Origin of the sequence: Bradyrhizobium sp. SZCCT0231, assembly GCF_018130245.1 — a bacterium.
GTDB lineage: Bacteria > Pseudomonadota > Alphaproteobacteria > Rhizobiales > Xanthobacteraceae > Bradyrhizobium > Bradyrhizobium japonicum_F.
In genome coordinates this window covers 1,443,928-1,461,581 of sequence record NZ_JAFCKP010000001.1, presented here as the reverse complement: position 1 = coordinate 1,461,581, position 17,654 = coordinate 1,443,928, and the positions used below count along the sequence as shown (strand labels likewise).

Sequence of the window (17,654 nt, the reverse complement as noted above, 5' to 3'; positions counted from 1 at the left end):
TCTTGCCGGAGACGTCCATCCTCCAACGGTCCCGACACAGCGCGCCATGCCCTTCAAATTCATCCATCTCACCGACACGCATCTCGCGAACCCGGGACTGAAGCTCTATGGCCTCGATCCGCGCGCCCGGCTGGATGCGGCGATCGCCGACATCAACAAGCACCAGTCCGATGCTGCGTTTGCAGTCGTGACCGGCGACCTCACCCATTGGGGCGAGGCTGAATCCTACGCCAATTTTGCCGAGGCGATGGCGGCGCTGAAGATTCCGTACATCGCCATGGTCGGCAATCACGACCGCCGCGTCACCTGCCTCGACGCGCTGAAAGCCGCGCCGCGCGATGCCAACGGCTTCGTGCAGGGCACGCGCACCACCGAGCACGGCCTGTTCGTCTTCCTGGACACGCTGGACGAGACCAGCCACGCCGGTGAGATGTGCGAAAGGCGCCTCGGCTGGCTGGCGAGCACGCTGGCTGCCGCGCCGGCCGACCAGCAATTCGTCGTGTTCATGCACCATCCGCCCTTCCCGGTCGGCGTCCACGCCATGGACGAGATCGGGCTGAAGCAGAGCGCCGAATTCGCGGAAGTGATTGCGCCCTATCGCGCGCGCATCCGCCATTTGTTCTTCGGCCATGTGCACCGGCCGATCTTCGGCAGCTACGGCAAGATCCCGTTCTCGACGCTGCGCGGCACCAACCACCAGGTCTGGTTCGAGCTCGACGCTGCCGCCACCGAGCACCTCGCCAGCCACGAGCCGCCGGCCTATGGCGTCGTGCTGATCGACGAGGACAATCTCGTGGTGCACAGCCACGATTTCCTCGACCAAAGTCTGCGCTTCCCCTTCGAACCGCCCGCGGGAATGAACGGCCGCGACTATGCGCTCAATTTTCCCGGCGCGATGAGATGAGTCTCGCCGAACCCGCGGCTCTCCCGGTCGCGACCTCCGCGGCGGCGCGGCCGGATGTCCTGAAACGCCTTATCGTCCGTTTCAAAGCCTCGCTGCCGGCCTATCTGCTGCTGTTGCCGTCGCTGGTCTTCCTCGCGCTGTTCACCTATGGCGCGATGGGGCGCGTGCTCGTCGATGCGCTCTATCAGCGTGCCACACCGAAGGCACCGGTGCGTTTCGTCGGCCTCGACAACATCAGCGCGGTGCTGGCCGACCCCGCCTTCACCGGCGCCGTCATCAACAATTTGATCTACGCCGTCGGCACGGCGGTGCCGAGCATCGGCCTTGCGCTGTTGTTCGCGCTGGCGCTGTCACGCACCCACGCCGTGAACAGCGCGCTTCGCGCCGCGCTGTTCCTGCCGGTGCTGATCCCGATGGTCGCGGCCTCCGCGCTGTTCCTGTTCATCTTCCTGCCCAATGTCGGCCTGCTCGACTATTACATCGGCCGCCTGCTCCCGGTGTTGCCGAACTGGCTCGGCGACCCCGACATCGCGCTCTACGCGATCATGATCATCACGATCTGGAAGAACGCCGGCTACTACATGCTGTTCTTCCTCGCCGGTCTCCAGGCCGTGCCCGAGGACGTGATGGAGGCCGCGCATCTCGACGGCGCCGGCCCGTATCAGCGCCTGCGCCACATCATCCTGCCGGAGCTCAAGCCCACCTTCCTGTTCGTCACCGTCATCGCAATCCTCAACGCGGTGACGCAGGTCGACCACGTCTTCGTCATGACCCAGGGCGGGCCGTCCAATTCGACCAACCTCGTGCTGTTCTACATCTACCAGCAGGCGGTGGAGCATTACGACATCGGCAAAGCCTCGGCCGCGACGCTGCTGACGCTCGCCGCGCTGATGGGCCTCACCGCGCTCTCCTTCCGCACCATGGCGAACCGCGAGGGCGGGCCATGAAGCTGATCGATGCGCTGTGGAAAGACGCACCGCTCGCCACAAGGGGCGAGATCACGCCCAAGCTCGGCTTTGCGCTGACCGTGCTGCTCGCGATCGTCTGGCTGATCCCGTTCCTGTGGATGGTCGTCGCGACGCTGCGCCCGGCCTCCGACGGCATCAACGCCATGGCCGAGCTGATGCCGAGCCTCAAACCCACGCTCGACAATGTCAGGGACGCCTGGGAGATCGGTGATTTCCCGCGCTACACGATCAACACCACGATCATCTGCGCCGGCATCCTCTTGGTGCAGTTCGTCACGATCACGCTGGCAGGCTTTGCCTTCGCGCGCCTGGACTTCGCCGGCAAGACGCTGATCTTCTATTTGTTCCTGATGCAGCTGATGCTGGTGCCGGTGCTGCTGATCGTGCCGAACCTGTCGCTGGTGGCGCAGCTCGGCCTCTACGACACGCTCGCCGGCGTGATGATGCCGTTCTTCGCCTCGGCCTTCGGTACCTTCCTGATGCGCCAGGCGTTCGAGGCGATCCCGACCGAGCTGGAAGACGCAGCCCTGATCGACGGCGCCAGCCTCTTCCAGCGCATCCGCCACATCTACGTGCCGCTGTCGATGCCGAGCTTCTCGGCCTTCGCCATCATTTCCGTGACCAGCCACTGGAACGACTTCCTGTGGCCGCTGATGGTAATCAACTCGCCGGACAAGCGGCCGCTCACTGTCGGCCTCTCCGTCTTCACCAAGACTGCCGAAGGCACGCAGGCCTGGGGCACCATCGCCGCGGGCACGCTGATGGTGATCGCGCCGCTGCTCGTCGTCTTCCTGATCTTCCAGAAACGCTTCATCAGCTCTTTCGTCACCTCAGGCATCAAATAGGAGATTTTCCGATGCTGTTCTCCCGCAGGCTCATGCTCGGCCTCGCCATGGCTGGCACTATGGCAGGCGCCCTCGCCTTCCCGGCTCTCGCCGGCGAAGGGCCGACCGAGGTCGACCTGTTCTTCCCCGTCCCCGTCGACGGCAAGCTCGCCCGCGACATGGGCGCCTTGATCAAGGAGTTCAACGAGACCCATTCCGGCGTCAAGGCGACCGCGGTCTACACCGGCTCCTACGACGACACGCTGATCAAGACGCGCGCCGCGATCAAGGCCGGCAAGCCGCCGGCCGCCGTGATCATGTCGGCGAACTTCCTGCTCGACATGCAGATCGAGAACGAGCTCACCAATCTCGATGCGCTGATCAAGGCCGACGGCTCCACCAAGGAGCAGTTCCTCGGCCAGTTCTTCCCGGCGCTGCAGGGCAATGCCGTGATCAGCCGCTCGGTCTACGGCGTGCCGTTCCACAATTCGACGCCGCTGCTCTACATCAACGCCGACAAGGCCAAGGAAGCCGGCCTCGATCCGAGCAAGCCGCCGCAGACCTGGGCCGAGCTCACCGACTGGGCCAAGAAGCTCACCAAGCGCGACGGCGACAAGGTCACCCAATGGGGCATCGCGATCCCCTGTGCCTACGACTATTGCGGCTGGATGATGGAAACGCTCACCATGAGCAATGGCGGGCGCTACTACAACGAGGAGTTCGGCGGCGAGGTCTATTACGACACGCCTTCGATGCTGGGCGCGCTCACCTGGTGGAACGACCTCATCTACAAGCACAAGGTCCACACGCCCGGCGCCACGCCCGGCCCGGCCGTCAGCACCTCGTTCATATCAGGCAACGCCGCGATGATGATGCTGTCGACGGGCTCGCTCACCTATGTGCGCGACAACGCCAAGTTCGCCTACAAGGTCGCCTTCATCCCGCGCAACGTCCGCAACGCCGTGCCGATCGGCGGCGCCTCGCTGATCATGCCGGCAGGGCTCGAGGCCGACAAGCAGAAGGCCGCCTGGACGCTGATCAAGTGGATGACCTCGCCCGAGAAGAGCGGCTGGTGGAGCCGCGCCACCGGCTATTTCGCGCCCAACATGGCCGCCTACAAGACGCCCGAGATGGTCGACTTCCTGAACAAGAACCCGGACGCCAAGACCGCCGTCGAGCAGCTCGACGTCGCAAAGCCGTGGTTTGCGACCTACAAGACCGTCCCGGTCCGCAAGAACCTCGAGGACGAGGTGATGCTGGTCCTCAACGGCAAGAAGCAGCCGAAGGAAGCCCTCGCCGCAGCCCAGAAGGCCGCCGACGAGACGCTGAAGCCGTACAATGCGGAGACGTCGCTAAAGCTGCCGTAAGGGGGCTTTGCGGCTTCGAGCCAAGTACGCGAATCTCGTAGGGTGGGCAAAGGCGCACAGCGCCGTGCCCACCTTCTCCGTCTCAACTCTGTTGAGCGATGGTGGGCACGCTTCGCTTTGCCCACCCTACGAAACTGAAGCAGGCGTTGGTGGGTTACGCCTTCGGCTATCACTCTACGGCTCCTCAGATCGTCACCACGATCTTGCCGAACTGCACGTTGGACTCCAGAAAGCGATGCGCCTCGACGATGTCCTCGAAGCGGAACGTCCTGGCGATGATCGGCTTCAATGTGCCATCCGACAACCCGTCGAGAATGAACGCCTTCGCCTTCGCAAGACGCGCGGGATCGCGGATGATCTCGTGCACGAGGTAGCCGCGCAGCGTCAGGCTCTTGCCAAGTACGTTGAAGAGCGGGAATGGCGTCGGCTCGGGGCTCAGGCCGCCATACTCGATCAGGATCCCGCCCGGCGACATCGCCGCGGTCAGTGGCTCGAATGCGGGACCGCCGACGGCGTCAAATACCAAGCGGACGCCCTTCGAACCGGCGATCTCCAACAGTCGCGCTCCGACAAGCTCCTCGTCCGAGGCAACAACGTGGGCGGCTCCGGCATCGAGCAGGGCCCGCCGCTTGATCGAGGTCCGCGTCAGGGCGACCGGGACAGCGCCGATCCGGTTCGCGATCTGGATCGCCGCGAGCCCGACGCTGCTTGAGGCCGCCGTGATGGCGACGACGTCGCCTCGTCCAAGGCCGGCGATGTCAACCAGCGCGCCATAAGCCGTCAGATACTGCATCCACACTGCTGCGGCTGCCTCAAAGCCGAGCTCCGGCGGATGCTTCACGATGAGTTCGGCCGGAAACGTCGCAAGCTCGGCATAGGCCGGCCATCGCACCATCGACAGCGGCGGGGCGATGCTCACGATATCGCCTCGCACAAAGCTGGTCACATCATTCCCAACCGCTTCGACGACGCCTGCCGCCTCCAGACCCAGCCCGGACGGAAATGTCGCGCTCTCGATATAGCTCCCCCTTCGCAACAGGGCCTCGGCACGGTTGAGACCGAGTGCCCTGACCCGGATCTGCACCTCGCCCGTTGTCGGCGGCGGAACGTCGACAGTCTCGATCCGCAGCACTTCGGGGCCGCCATGTTGATGAAAGCGAACGGCGCGGGCCATGGATACACTCCAAAACAGTCGAACTGAATGGAGCTATGCCGGCGCCGCGGAAGCGGATAAATCGCGCACACAAGCGAACAGTCGAAACCAGGAGTTTTCAATCATGGACCGCCTGACCAGCATGGCCGTGTTCGTCAAGGCAGTCGATCTCGGCTCGTTCGCAGCCGCGGCCGACGCCCTGGAGATGTCGGGGCCAATGGTCGGCAAGCACGTGCGTTTCCTTGAAGACCGCCTCGGGGTCCGCCTGCTCAACCGCACCACGCGGCGCCAGAGCCTGACCGAGGCAGGCCAGGCCTATTACGAGCGCTGCCGCACGGTACTCGCCGAGGCGGAAGCCGCCGACGCCGTCGTGCCCGACGAGTTCTCCGAGCCGCGCGGCAGGTTGCGCGTGACCATGCCGGCCCTGCTGGGACGGCACTGCATCGCTCCGTTGCTGATGAAACTCGCGAGGAAATATCCGCATCTCGAGCTCGACCTCTCCTTCGGCGATCCGATCGCTGACATCATCGAAGCCGGCTATGATCTCGCGATCCGGACCGGCGGTCTCGACGACCAGTCCGGTCTGATCGCGCGGCGCATCGCGAGCCAGCGCATGGTGGTATGCGGCGCGCGCTCGTATTTGCGCATTAACGGCAAGCCGAGATCGCTCGACGACCTCTCCGCGCATCAGGCGATCATCTATCGTCGCTCAGGGCGCGTCAGGCCGTGGCTGTTTCCGCAGCAAGGGGAGCTTCCGCGCGCAATCATGCCCTTGGGCAGGCTGAGGCTCGACGACCTCGAGGCGATCGCCGATGCCGCCGCGCAAGGCATGGGTCTCGCCTGGCTGCCCTACTGGCTGGTTCGCGAACGCCTCAACACCGGTGCGCTGGTCAACCTCTTCGCCGGCCAGCCTGAATTTCTCTACGACTGCCACGCGCTGTGGCCCCGTTCGCCCCGGCTGCCGCCAAAGGTCCGCACCGCCGTGGACACCCTGGCGGCGGCCCTGCCGAAGCTGATGACGTGACGGTGACCTTGCCGCATTAACTCCCCGTCCACCATCCGGCGGCCGACACGGCCGGTAACCACGAGAATTAACAGACCCTCAACGCACCCCCGACAAATCTATCAATGTTTTCGGAGATTTCGCCGTGGATCTGTTGGTTTTCGAGTTCCTGGGACTGGCCTTGGTCGCCATGTGCGTGGTCGTGGTGGCGCTGCCCTGCGCCCGCAAATCCTCGCACCGGATCCGTTACGAATAGGAATTTGGTCGGAAAGAGACGATTCCGGCCCGATGCAAGGCTCGAATTCGCTTAGAGCCCCTTGACATCACAGCACTTTCGGCAGAACGGCTGATGTCAAGTGTCATGGGCCGTTCATGGATTTGATTACCACCACCGCTGACCTCGCGGCTGCCTGCAGCCGGCTGGCCAAGCACCCCGTCATAACAGTCGATACCGAGTTTCTGCGCGAAACCACCTATTACCCGCTGCTATGCGTGGTGCAGATGGCCAGCGCCGAGGAAGCCGTGGTCATCGACGCCCTGGCCGAGGGCATCGATCTCAAACCGTTCTTCGAGCTGATGGGCAACGAGGGCGTGCTGAAGGTGTTTCACGCCGCCCGCCAGGACATCGAGATCATCTGGCACCAGGCTGGCATCATCCCGCATCCGGTGTTCGACACCCAGGTTGCCGCGATGGTGCTCGGCTACGGCGACAGCATCGCCTACGACGCGCTGGTCGAGAAGGTCACCGGCCACCGCCCGGACAAGACCCACCGCTTTACCGACTGGTCGCGCCGCCCGCTGACCAAGGAGCAGATGCACTACGCGGTCTCCGACGTCACCCATTTGCGCGACGTGTTCGCGGCGCTCGACGCCGACCTGAAGAAGCGCCGCCGCAGCGAATGGGTCTCCATCGAAATGGAAGTCCTGACCTCGCCCCGCACCTATGATTTCCACCCCGAGCGCGCCTGGGAGCGGCTGAAGACGCGGGTGCGCAAACCCAAGGACCTCGCGGTGCTGATGGAGGTCGCGGCCTGGCGCGAGCAGGAGGCGCAGAGCCGCGACGTGCCGCGCGGTCGCGTGCTGCGGGACGAAGCCATCAGCGATATCGCAACGCATGCGCCGAACTCGCTGGAAAAGCTCGCCCATCTGCGCTCGGTGCCGAAGGGGTTCGAGAAATCCAAATGGGGCGCAGACATCGTCGCCGCGGTCGAGCGCGGGCTGGCGCGGGATTTTTCGACGCTGCCGAAGCTGGAGAAACCGCGCAACAACTCCAACGGCGCGGCCATCGTCGAGCTGCTCAAGGTGCTGCTCCGGATGACCGCCGAGCGCCACGCGGTCGCAAGCAAGGTGATCGCGACCGTCGACGACCTCGAAGAGATCGCCGCGGACGATGCGGCCGACGTGCCCGCCTTGCGTGGCTGGCGCCGCGAGCTGTTCGGCGACGCCGCGCTGAAGCTCAAGCGCGGCGAGCTGGCGCTGGCCATCGAGAAGGGCCGCGTGATCGGGGTGCAGCGGGCGTAGGGCTTAGCCGCCAGCTGCCAACGCGACCCAATTGCCAGATCGTCATCCCCGCGCAACGGCGAAGCCGTTGTCGCTGGAGGTGCGAGGCGTGCAGCGCAAGGCCCTGCACGGGGAGCCTCGAAGGATGAGCGCCCCGCTGCCGCAGCCGGGCCGTCGCCCTTCGAGGGCCGCTGAAGAAGCGGCCACCCCGAGCGACAACGGCTCTGCCGTTGCGCGGGGGGTGACGGCGATAGAGATAAGCCGCGCAACTACGCCGGCGTCAGCTTCGCCACTTCGCCCTTCATGTCGTTCAGCACGCCTGAGATCGCGTCCACCAGTTCGTCGATCTGGGCCTTGGTCGTGATCAGCGGCGGGCAGATGGCGATGGCGTCGAGCATGTTGCGCGAGATCACGCCGCGCTCCTGGAGCATGCGGCTGGCGATGCCGCCGATAGCGCCGGGCGTTGCCGCTGCGGTCTTGCGCCCCTTGTCGAGCACGAGCTCGAGGGCTGCGATCATGCCGACGCCGCGGACCTCACCGACCAGCGGGTGGCTCGCGAGCTCACGTAAGCGGCCCTGCATGTAGGCGCCGAGCTCGGCGGCATGTGCGACCAGGCCGCGCTCCTCGATGATCTTGAGGTTCTCGAGCGCGATCGCCGCGCCGACGGGATGGCCGCCCGCGGTGAAACCGTGGCCGAGCACGCCGATCTTGTTGCTCTCGTCGGCGATCGGCTCGAACATGCGATCGTTCAGGATGACCGCCGACAGCGGGAAATAGCTCGATGTGATCTGCTTGGAGACCACCATCGCGTCGGGCTTGATGCCATAGGTGTCGCAGCCGAACATCTTGCCGGTGCGGCCGAAGCCGCAGATCACCTCGTCGGCGACCAGCAGGATGTCGTACTTCTTCAGGACCTTCTGGATCTTGTCCCAATAGGTCGCCGGCGGAACGACGACGCCGCCCGCCCCCATCACCGGCTCACCGAAGAAGGCCGCGATCGTATCCGGCCCTTCCTTCTGGATCAGGGCGTCGAGCTCCTCGGCGCGGCGGCTCGCGAAGGCTTCCTCGCTCTCGCCGGGGGCACCGTCCTTGTAGAAGTGCGGCGAGCCCGTGTGCAGAATGTTCGGCAGCGGCAGGTCGAACGAGCGATGGTTGTTTGGCAGCCCGGTGAGGCTAGCCGACGCGATGGTGACGCCGTGATAGGCGCGCAGGCGGCTGATCACCTTCTTGCGCTGGGGCTGACCGAGCGCGTTGGAGCGATAGGCGATCAGCTTCAACACCGTGTCGTTCGCTTCCGAGCCGGAATTGGTGAAGAACACCTTGCTCATCGTGACAGGCGCGAGCGCGACCAGTTTCTCGGCGAGGTCGATCGAGGGCCCATGCGATTTGGCGGAGAACGTGTGGTAGAACGGCAACGCCTGCATCTGCTTGTGCGCCGCCTCGACCAGCCGTTTCTCGTTGAAGCCGAGCCCGACGCTCCACAGGCCGGCCATCGCTTCGAAATAGCGCTTGCCCGCCGCGTCGAAGACATAAGGCCCCTCGCCGCGCTCGATCACAAGGGGACCTGCCTGCTGATGCGTGCGCGCGTTGGTGTAGGGATGGAGCTGATAGGCCACATCCCGGGCCTCTTGCGAATTCGGCAGCATGGACATTTGCGGAGATCCTTGAAAGCGTCACGGCACCGGCGCCGCCGGCGTCATCACTCGATGATCGAGATACTTGGCTTGGCTCAAGATACTTGGCTATTGCGACAACGCAGAACTTGCAACGTCAATGTGTCGGCAGCAAGCGCTCAGCAGCATTGCACAAAGCCGCACATGACAGGACCGCAGTGGGGCAGTCCTCACGCTGCGCCATCGTCGTCGCCATCGTCGGTGGCGGCAACGGCCTCCCTCACCTCCACCAGCGCCATCGAGAGCAAATAAACTGTCGTGGGCAGCCCAAGCCTGCGCGCCTTCTCGGCGGCACGCGACAGATCGCTCGCCAGCTCCCTGAGCTCGTCTCCCCGCGACAATTGTCACCCCATCCACCAGTCGCGGCCGTCTACACCGCAACGGCGCCGCTGGTCCTGATCAGTTCGGCGCTAGATTGAATTGTAGCAAAATTCCCGATGACATTCACTACCGCATGCCTGTAGGCGGCGGCATCGTCGGTGCCCGGCTGCCGGCACGCGACGGCATCAGTGACCACCTGGTAGCGATGGCTGCGGTGAAACCCATCGACGGCGGTGGCCAGGATGGTCTCGTCCAGGGAAAAGCCGATCAGAATGCAGCGCGTGGTGCGGATACTGGACATATAGTCCACAAACCGCGACGAGCTGTAGGCGGACGGCAGCGGGTGCTCGAACGTCATCTCTCCCGGCCGCGGCTTGGTCTCCGCGATCCAATCGGTCAGCCTGGATGCCGGATTGAACCAGGCCGCCTGCGCGATGCGCTTCAGATGCATCACCGGCCACAGATTGCCGCGCCACAGCGTCAGGAGTTCCAGGCAGCGCGCCGTCGCCGCATCGCCGTCGAGGATGACGTGGCGGCGGCCGGGGGTCAGGTACTCGACCTGAAGATCCGCACAGACCAGGATCGGCGGATCATCGTGGATGGAAGCCAGCATTTTGTTGCGCGCAGCTGCACCCGTTTCAGCGGTCGGCGAGTGCGAGGTCCCGCAGCGGTGAGGTCACCGCCCGCCCCGCCGAGGCATCGAGCACGCCAGGCCGGTCCCAATCGCCCTCCGGACGGATGATGACATAGGGATCGCTGTCCAGCGTGATGGCGTCCGGGCCCGGCTCGATCTCCAGCAGCATCTCCGTGTAGGAGAAATCGGAGAAGGTGATCTTGCGGTTGTGACCGAGCGGCTTGGCGCCGAAATGGGCCCAGAAATCGACCAGCCGATCCTGCGCCTGGCCGTAGATCTTGCGAAAACCCTTGCGCTTCACATAATCGACACTGGCCTGCACCAGCTTGAAGGAGACGCGCGAGCGCCGATATTGGTGACGCACCGCAAGCCGCTCCACCTTGGCGAAATCGCCGAAGAAGCGCACCCGCAGACAGCCCGCAGGCTCGTTGCCGACGAAGCCGATGAAATGCGCCGCGACCATGTCGTTGCCGTCGAACTCCTCCTCGAACGGACAATCCTGCTCGGCAAGATAGACCGCCGAGCGGATGGCGGTCACCAGCATGAGATCGCTGGGATCGCGCGCGAGGCGGATGGTGATGGCGCGGGAGTCGGGCTTGGCGAGAGGAATCCTAGTGCCGTGCATCTGCAAAACTCCTTGCTTGGATGATCGCGCCTGGCATGCGCATCGGCTGCCGATGCCAGGGGCGCTCGTAGCACCAAAGGTCGGGCTGGAAGCTCGGGACGGGTGCAAAGCCTGTCGCCTTCATGATGTCGCGTCCGGCCACCGTTGACGGTTGCGCATAGCAATCCGCGCCGCGAAACCTTATCTGCCGCAAATGAGCCGCGGCCTTGCCGAGACCGGCGATGCCGCGGCCCGTCGCCGCGATCGCCCAGATGTAGATGGCGGCGACGTCTTCGTTCGCCGATGCGAGATAACGCATCTCGGGCGCGGTGAGGCAGATCTCGTCGAGCAGCAGCGCATCGTGGCCGCGGTCATTGAGGAACAGGAAGGCCATGCCGCCGACGAGCTTGCCTTTCCGGCTGAACGTCAGAATACTCTGAGGATCGAGAGTGAAGTATCTTGCAAGGCCCGCTGCGCCGATCTCCACGCCCGGCACCAGCCGGTGCGCCATCTCCGAAAGCGCCGCAATTTCGGAAAATTGCGCACAGCGGACGTCGACATCCGGGCTCAGCGGCAAGGCATCGAAATCATGCCTTGCGGCAAACGAGCCCCTTTCCATACTCATATCACGCCTCTATCGTTCGAGGCTTTCATGCCCCGCTATGACGATGAGCTTAGCGGTTGGGGATCAGGAGTATGCAGCAGTTATTGCACCGGGGTGCTGCGATCATGCAGCACCGTGAAGAAGCCCTGGGCGCGTCCTGGGATGATTTGAAGCTGTTTTTAGCGTGCGCAAAATATAAAAGTTTTCGTAATGCCGCCGAGGAGCTCGGGCTCACCTCCACCACCCTGATGCGCCGCATCGACCGGCTCGAAGAGAGCATCGGGTGCAAGCTGTTCCTGCGCGACCAGAGCGGGCTCACGCTCAGCGATGAAGGCACCGCGATGATTGCCGACGTCACGCATATGGAGCGTCATGCCTTCAACGTCTTCCGCCGCGCCTCGCGATCGTCGAACGACACCTCAGGCACCGTGCGCGTCGCGGTGACGGAAGGCCCCGGCAATTTCTGGATCCTGCCGCGACTGATCGATTTCCAGAAGACCTACCGCAAGATCACCGTCGACCTTCGCTGCGCGATGGAGCAGGCCGACGTCGCGCGGCTCGAATCCGATATCGCGATCCAGCTCGAGCCGCCGACCAATCCCGACCTGATCGTCGCCAAGCTCGGCCGCCTCCATATCTATCCCTTCGTGTCCAAGGAGTACGAAAGCCTCTACGGCGTACCGGCAACGGTCGCCGAATTGAATAACCACCGCATCATCAAGCAGAGCGCGCCGCAGGTCGACGACGGCGCCTATGCCCGCGTGCTCGGATTGCAATCGCTGGAAGGTATCGTCGGGATCAAGACCAACTCCTCGGTCGGAGTGCTCTATGCGGTGGAGCGCGGCGCCGGCATCGGCTTCCTGCCGACGGTGTCGATCGCGCTCGGTGCGCCGCTCGTTGCCGTCGATCTCGGCGTCAGCCACCACGCCGATCTCTGGCTCACCTATCACAAGGAGTTCCGCACCTCCGAGCGACACAAGATCGTGGTCGACTGGCTGAAGAAGATCTTCGATGCCAGGACCTATCCCTGCTTCCGCGACGAGTTCATCCATCCGAACGCGCTGGTGCCGATGATGACGGCGGCGCGCGAGGGCTTTGGCTTGACGGGCTATGTGGCGACGACGCCGACCTAACTCCGCTGTCATCCCGGACAAGCGCGCCTCAAGCGCGCGCAGATCCGGGACCCATAGCCCCAGGGAGCAGTTGTAGCGGCGAGCTGATAACCACAAGTCTTCGCCAAACGACGGCCTGTGGCTATGGGTCCCGGATCGGCGCTTCGCTCTAGACAACGCTACGCGTTGTCGAGAGCTACGCTTGTCCGGGACGACGACCGAGCGTGGAGCTATGGCCGCAAGCGAGCGTCAGCTCACCATTTGTATTCGAAGCCGACCGTGCCCTGGTGCGAGGTGAGCTCGTTGCGGAACTTGCCGTCGTAATTGACGTAAAGCCGTGCCACGTTGGTCAGGCTGAGCGAAGCCGAGCCACCGGCATCCATGCCGTAACGGCTCTCGCCGATGCCGGGGACAATGATGTTCTGGGCGCCCAGGCTGACCTGGATGGACCCCAGGTCCTGGTGGAAATTGTCGACGAACTTGCCGTAGGCTGACAGGTCCAGAATCTTCTGCTCGATGATGAAGTAGCGGCCGATCTCGGCCCCGACCATGATGCGCGCGCGCGAGAGCGCCGTCGAGCCGACGTTGAGCGGGTCGAGCCCGCCGGACTCCTGGAACGCGGCGCTGGTGGCGCGCACATATTCCAGCGCGCCCTTGGGCACGATGCGCATCTGGTCCTTGGTCCAGTAATAGCTGATCTCGGTCAGCGCGCCGTCGACGGCGGCGCGGTAGCCCGCGGTCGCAAGGCCAAGGCCGGTGTCGCGGCTGGAACGGACCTTGCCGAAGCCGTGCACCACGGCAAAGGCCCAGGTCCAGGGGCCCTTGTCGACCGAGCCGCTGAAGCCGAGCTGGGTGAGATCGAGCGTTGCGGACTGCAGCGCCAGCGGCACGTCGATGTCGGTGTGGCTCTGGTCCACGGAGAATCCGACGTTGACGCCGGGCGCGAGCCGCGCGCCGAAACCGGCGACGCCGCCAAAGGTCTTGCGCTTGTCGCCGACAAAGTCTCCTTGCGCATCTGTCCGGACCGAGAGGCCATAGCCCTCGAACCAGGTGCGGTAGCGCGGATCTTCCGTGCTCGCCGGCGCGCCGCCGCCGCCGGGATTGGTGCGGAACGCCCGGTTGACGCCGCCGGATGCCTGGTTGCCGAGCCGCTCCAGGAAGCCCGAGCCGAGATTGAGTGTGCTGCTGCCGGCTGACTGATCGTAATTCGTCGAGGTCGGCGACGGGATCGGGGTCGGTGACGGCGTAGGCGTCGGGGTCGGCGTGGGCGTGGGCGTCGGGCTTTGCGCGAAGCTGGGCGTCGCTGCCGCCATCATCACGACCAGCGCAAACGCCATGGCAAGCGCAGCCGCGATCCGGCGGACGCGGTCCAGCCCGATCGTCTGCCGTATCCCGGAGAGCTGCGCGGCGCAGCGCATGACGATGAATCCCGAAGCAAGGTGGCGGCGCGCAAAAATGCAACACGGTCTGCGGCGCTTGCGGCGATTTGGGCCGAACTGCCACGAGGGGTCAACCGGTTGGCGCATGACGGCCGAGGCTATTGCACCGATTGTGGTTCCGCTGCCACAGGTCGCAAATTGCGCTTGAAGACACCTGGTCCGGCCTTGAAATCCGCGCGCAGCTTGCTAGCGCGCGATTTTCATGCTGCAATATCGGTCACAATCGGAATTGGCCGCTGTGCTGTGCGTTTCGCGACATTGACCCTCAAGACTCGAACAGACTTCCGGAAGCCCGTTTGTGGCGTGGCACGCGAAAAGCGGCCGCGTCTTTTTTATATCTAGTGGAGGAGACGAGCGATGCCGCAAAAGGGCACCGTCAAATGGTTCAACCCGACCAAGGGCTATGGGTTCATCAAGCCGAACGGCAGCGACAAGGACGTGTTCGTCCACATCTCCGCCGTCGAGCGTGCCGGACTCTCCACCCTCAACGAGAACCAGGTGGTTGAATTCGACCTCGTGGAGAACCGCGGCAAATCATCCGCGGAGAACCTCAAGGTCTCCTGATGTCTCTCAACTGAACGCGAGAGATCATGACGTTGCCCCCGGCTCTGCCGGGGGATTTTGTTTGGGGCGACGATCTTGCGATTGCCTCGATGGCAATTTCCGGTTATATTACCGGAAATTTGTATCGAGATGAACCGTGGCAACCAAATCTCAGCGAAAGGCCACCCGTACCCATCGTCGCCGTGCTGCGGCGCGTGGTTTGGTGCGCGTTGAAGTCCAGGCCGCTAAGAACGACGCGAGCCTTATCCGTGCATTGGCCGAAACCCTGCGCGACGAACCGGAGCGAGCAGCGGTACTCCGATCAACGCTCGCCAACGCCCTCCTCAATCCCGACGTCAAGACAGCCTTCGACGTCTTCGGATCCGAGCTTCCCGATGAAGCCTTCGACGGTGTGTTTGATCAGCCGCGGCGTGATGGCTGGCGCGAGGTCGATTTGTGAGATTTCTCCTCGACACCAACGTCATTTCCGAAATACGCAAGCGCGAGCGCGCCGACCCAAATGTCGTTCGTTGGGTTAATCAGACGCCGGCCGAACATATCGGAACCAGCGTGTTGGTTCTGGCCGAAATTCGCCGAGGCATCGAATTGAAAAGGCGAAGTGATCCGCTCCAGGCGAAGTCTCTCGACCGATGGTTTTCGCAAATGAGGACCCGACTCGCTGATCGGGTTCTTCCCATCGATGAGACCGTTGCCGAGACTTGGGCCCTTCTTGGAATTCCTAATCCGCTGCCGCTCGTTGATAGTCTGCTCGCCGCCACAGCCAAGGTCCACGGCCTGACACTGGTGACGCGCAACATCGCCGATCTTGAATCGACCGGAGTAGCTCTGCTCGATCCGTTTGCCTCGTCGTGAGCGATAGATGATTCAGCGGTCGGAATATTTCTCTGTTGCCAATAACACCAAGTGGCGCGAACTGCGGGAGGCCGTGCTCGATCCTGCCCCGCCCTGTCGACCTCGATTTCGCTGCAAGAACCTGGAAACCGGAAGCGTGAGCCAGTGGGATAGCGAATGGGTCTATCACTGGACCAGCGGCGGATGGGATTGGATGGAATGGGCTGAATTGGCTACCGAGACGGCGCATCAGCGCGAGTTCTTCCGCACAATCCTACGCCGCATCCGGTTTGCTGGAGAGCAAACGACCGCGGGTTTCCGCGTCTACGGATATGTCCGCGATGGCGAGGCAGCAGGTTACATCGAGTAAGTCTGGGGTGGCTCAGCCCACCACCGGCGCAACCAGAAAATTTTCCGACGCTGCGCTTCCCGTCGTCCTGCAGACGTCACCCTCGATGCGGACCTTGCCGGTCGCGAGCAGCCGCAGCGCTTCGGGATAGATGCGGTGCTCGACTTCGAGGATGCGCTCGGACAACGTGTCCGCCGTGTCGTGATCGCCGACGGGCACCGCGCCCTGCATCACGATCGGGCCGGCATCGGTCTCGGGGATGACGAAATGCACCGTGGCACCGGACAGCTTGACGCCGGCGCGCAGGGCCTGGCCGTGCGGGTCGAGGCCGGGGAACGACGGCAGCAGCGAGGGATGGATGTTGAGCATCCGCCCGTACCAGGCCTTGGTGAACTCGGCCGTGAACAGGCGCATGAAGCCGCCGAGGCAGATCAGCTCGATGCCATGCCGGTCGAGCGCTGCCTGCAGCACCTTCTCGAAGCCGGCGCGGTCCTTGCCGAACGGCTTGCTCTCGATCACCAGCGTGTTGACGCCGCTCGCTTCGGCCCGTTCGAGCCCGAGCGCATCGGCCTTGTTCGAGATGACGAGCGATATCTCCGCCGGGAAATCCGGCGCGCTGGCAGCCTTGATCAGCGCGGCCATGTTGGAGCCGCGACCGGAGATCAGGATGGCGACGCGGCGCTTCATCACAGCGCCAGATCGAGGTGGCCGTCATAGACGACGCGGTGCTCGCCCTCGGCCGGGATCACGGTGCCGAGCTGCGCCACGATCTCGCCGGCGTCGGTGAACACCTCGATCACCTTGTCGACCTTGTCAGGCTCGACGATTGCGATCATGCCGATGCCGCAGTTGAAGGTGCGCAGCATCTCGAGCTCGGCGATGCCGGCCTGCGCCGCCAGCCATTTGAACACCGGCAGCACCGGCAGGCGGGCGAGGTCGATGCCGACGCCGAGATGCTTGGGCAGGACGCGCGGGATGTTGTCGGTGAAACCGCCGCCGGTGATGTGGGCGAGCCCCTTCACCGCGCCGGTCTCGCGGATCGCGCGCAGGCAGGATTTGACGTAGAGCTTCGTCGGCGTCAGCAGCGCGCCGCCCAGCGTCATCACCGGGGCAAACGGCGCCGGCGCCGCGAAGCCGAGGCCGGATTGTTCCACGATCTTGCGCACCAGCGAGAAGCCGTTGGAGTGCACGCCCGACGAGGCGAGGCCAATCACGGCGTCGCCCGCGGCGATATCCTTGCGCGGCAACAATGTACCGCGCTCGGCGGCGCCGACGGCAAAGCCGCCGAGATCATAGTCGCCGTCCCTGTAGAGACCAGGCATCTCAGCGGTCTCGCCGCCGATCAGGGCGCAGCCGGATTCGCGGCAGCCCTCCGCAACGCCGGCGACGATCGCGGCGGTGGCGTCGGGGTCGAGCTTGCCGCAGGCGAAATAATCCAGGAAAAACAGTGGCTCGGCGCCCTGCACCACGAGGTCGTTGACACTCATGGCGACGAGGTCGATGCCGATCCCGCCGTGCAGGCCGGTCTCGATCGCGATCTTCACCTTGGTTCCGACGCCGTCGGTGGCGGCAACCAGGACAGGGTCCTCGAAACCGGCCGCCTTGAGGTCGAACAGGCCGCCGAAGCCGCCGATTTCGGCATCGGCGCCCGGCCGCGCGGTGGCGCGCACCATCGGCTTGATCAGGTCGACCAGGCGGTTGCCCGCGTCGATATCGACGCCTGAATCGGCGTAGGTGAGGCCGTTTTTGCGGTCGGTCATGCCCGATTTCCAGTGGGTTTGCGGCTGGTTACGTCGAATTCCGG

Annotated in this window: 20 protein-coding genes; 11 read left to right on the top strand and 9 right to left on the bottom strand. The window is 64.3% G+C overall.

The genetic code is table 11. The features are described from left to right. Positions 1-46: 46 nt before the first annotated feature. Genes JQ566_RS06645 through JQ566_RS06630 form a run of 4 tightly spaced genes read left to right on the top strand, consistent with a single transcriptional unit; the run spans position 47 to position 4,063 of the window. The gene (locus tag JQ566_RS06645) at positions 47-904 is read left to right on the top strand and encodes a phosphodiesterase (protein WP_212371151.1); all 858 of its coding nucleotides are present in this window, start codon (positions 47-49) and stop codon (positions 902-904) included. Next, positions 901-1,851 carry a carbohydrate ABC transporter permease gene (locus JQ566_RS06640; protein WP_212371149.1) on the top strand — a complete coding sequence of 317 codons (951 nt, stop codon included), beginning with the start codon at positions 901-903 and terminating at the stop codon, positions 1,849-1,851. The genes JQ566_RS06645 and JQ566_RS06640 overlap by 4 nt, the downstream gene beginning before the upstream one ends. Continuing rightward, positions 1,848-2,717: a carbohydrate ABC transporter permease gene (locus tag JQ566_RS06635; protein WP_212371148.1), complete on the top strand. Its 870-nt coding sequence runs from the start codon at positions 1,848-1,850 to the stop codon at positions 2,715-2,717. Before JQ566_RS06640 ends, JQ566_RS06635 begins: the two co-directional genes overlap by 4 nt. A gap of 11 nt (positions 2,718-2,728) precedes the next feature. Further along, positions 2,729-4,063: an ABC transporter substrate-binding protein gene (locus JQ566_RS06630; RefSeq protein ID WP_212371146.1), complete on the top strand. Its 1,335-nt coding sequence runs from the start codon at positions 2,729-2,731 to the stop codon at positions 4,061-4,063. A 184-nt stretch (positions 4,064-4,247) separates the two neighbouring features. Here JQ566_RS06630 and JQ566_RS06625 read toward each other — a convergent pair whose 3' ends face one another. Next, positions 4,248-5,237, bottom strand: coding sequence for a zinc-dependent alcohol dehydrogenase family protein (locus JQ566_RS06625; RefSeq protein WP_212371144.1), 990 nt, complete (start codon positions 5,235-5,237; stop codon positions 4,248-4,250). 103 nt (positions 5,238-5,340) lie between these two features. Between JQ566_RS06625 and JQ566_RS06620 the strand changes: the two genes are divergently transcribed. Then, positions 5,341-6,240, top strand: coding sequence for a LysR family transcriptional regulator (locus JQ566_RS06620; protein WP_212371142.1), 900 nt, complete (start codon positions 5,341-5,343; stop codon positions 6,238-6,240). A 351-nt stretch (positions 6,241-6,591) separates the two neighbouring features. Then, positions 6,592-7,740: a ribonuclease D gene (gene rnd / locus JQ566_RS06615; protein ID WP_212371140.1), complete on the top strand. Its 1,149-nt coding sequence runs from the start codon at positions 6,592-6,594 to the stop codon at positions 7,738-7,740. A gap of 248 nt (positions 7,741-7,988) precedes the next feature. Here the strand turns inward: rnd and JQ566_RS06610 are convergent, their stop codons facing one another. From JQ566_RS06610 to JQ566_RS06590, 5 genes are all read right to left on the bottom strand, one after another. Then, complete coding sequence (locus JQ566_RS06610) at positions 7,989-9,371, bottom strand: aspartate aminotransferase family protein (RefSeq protein ID WP_212371139.1); 1,383 nt, start codon at positions 9,369-9,371, stop codon at positions 7,989-7,991. Positions 9,372-9,562: 191 nt separating this feature from the next. Next, positions 9,563-9,733 carry a hypothetical protein gene (locus JQ566_RS06605; protein ID WP_212371138.1) on the bottom strand — a complete coding sequence of 57 codons (171 nt, stop codon included), beginning with the start codon at positions 9,731-9,733 and terminating at the stop codon, positions 9,563-9,565. A 29-nt stretch (positions 9,734-9,762) separates the two neighbouring features. Then, positions 9,763-10,326 (bottom strand): isochorismatase family protein, encoded by a 564-nt coding sequence (locus JQ566_RS06600; RefSeq protein ID WP_212371137.1) that lies wholly within the window; start codon positions 10,324-10,326, stop codon positions 9,763-9,765. Positions 10,327-10,351: 25 nt separating this feature from the next. Then, positions 10,352-10,972 carry a GNAT family N-acetyltransferase gene (locus JQ566_RS06595; protein ID WP_091892890.1) on the bottom strand — a complete coding sequence of 207 codons (621 nt, stop codon included), beginning with the start codon at positions 10,970-10,972 and terminating at the stop codon, positions 10,352-10,354. Further along, a complete protein-coding gene (locus JQ566_RS06590) occupies positions 10,959-11,576 on the bottom strand; it encodes a hypothetical protein (protein WP_212371136.1) in 618 nt (205 codons plus the stop codon). The genes JQ566_RS06595 and JQ566_RS06590 overlap by 14 nt, the downstream gene beginning before the upstream one ends. A gap of 71 nt (positions 11,577-11,647) precedes the next feature. Here JQ566_RS06590 and JQ566_RS06585 point away from each other — a divergent pair, with 71 nt between their 5' ends. Continuing rightward, positions 11,648-12,688: a LysR family transcriptional regulator gene (locus tag JQ566_RS06585; RefSeq protein ID WP_212371135.1), complete on the top strand. Its 1,041-nt coding sequence runs from the start codon at positions 11,648-11,650 to the stop codon at positions 12,686-12,688. A gap of 233 nt (positions 12,689-12,921) precedes the next feature. On the opposite strand, the gene JQ566_RS06580 is transcribed toward JQ566_RS06585, so the two are convergent. Then, on the bottom strand, positions 12,922-14,085 hold the full coding sequence (locus JQ566_RS06580) for an autotransporter outer membrane beta-barrel domain-containing protein (protein ID WP_212371133.1): 1,164 nt from the start codon (positions 14,083-14,085) through the stop codon (positions 12,922-12,924). A gap of 378 nt (positions 14,086-14,463) precedes the next feature. Here JQ566_RS06580 and JQ566_RS06575 point away from each other — a divergent pair, with 378 nt between their 5' ends. The 4 genes from JQ566_RS06575 to JQ566_RS06560 all read left to right on the top strand — a co-directional run bounded on the left by JQ566_RS06575 (position 14,464) and on the right by JQ566_RS06560 (position 15,871). Beyond that, positions 14,464-14,670: a cold-shock protein gene (locus JQ566_RS06575; protein ID WP_027576280.1), complete on the top strand. Its 207-nt coding sequence runs from the start codon at positions 14,464-14,466 to the stop codon at positions 14,668-14,670. Between the two features lie 136 nt (positions 14,671-14,806). Beyond that, positions 14,807-15,109, top strand: a complete 303-nt coding sequence (locus JQ566_RS06570) for a hypothetical protein (RefSeq protein ID WP_212371131.1) — start codon at positions 14,807-14,809, stop codon at positions 15,107-15,109. Beyond that, positions 15,106-15,522: a type II toxin-antitoxin system VapC family toxin gene (locus JQ566_RS06565; RefSeq protein ID WP_212371129.1), complete on the top strand. Its 417-nt coding sequence runs from the start codon at positions 15,106-15,108 to the stop codon at positions 15,520-15,522. The genes JQ566_RS06570 and JQ566_RS06565 overlap by 4 nt, the downstream gene beginning before the upstream one ends. A 7-nt stretch (positions 15,523-15,529) precedes the next feature. Next, positions 15,530-15,871, top strand: a complete 342-nt coding sequence (locus tag JQ566_RS06560; RefSeq protein ID WP_212371127.1) for a DUF6678 family protein — start codon at positions 15,530-15,532, stop codon at positions 15,869-15,871. 12 nt (positions 15,872-15,883) lie between these two features. Here the strand turns inward: JQ566_RS06560 and purN are convergent, their stop codons facing one another. Both purN and purM read right to left on the bottom strand, forming a co-directional pair. Then, positions 15,884-16,537, bottom strand: a complete 654-nt coding sequence (gene purN / locus JQ566_RS06555; RefSeq protein ID WP_212371125.1) for a phosphoribosylglycinamide formyltransferase — start codon at positions 16,535-16,537, stop codon at positions 15,884-15,886. Then, positions 16,537-17,610, bottom strand: coding sequence for a phosphoribosylformylglycinamidine cyclo-ligase (gene purM / locus JQ566_RS06550; protein WP_212371122.1), 1,074 nt, complete (start codon positions 17,608-17,610; stop codon positions 16,537-16,539). The genes purN and purM overlap by 1 nt, the downstream gene beginning before the upstream one ends. Between the last annotated feature and the right edge of the window lie 44 nt (positions 17,611-17,654).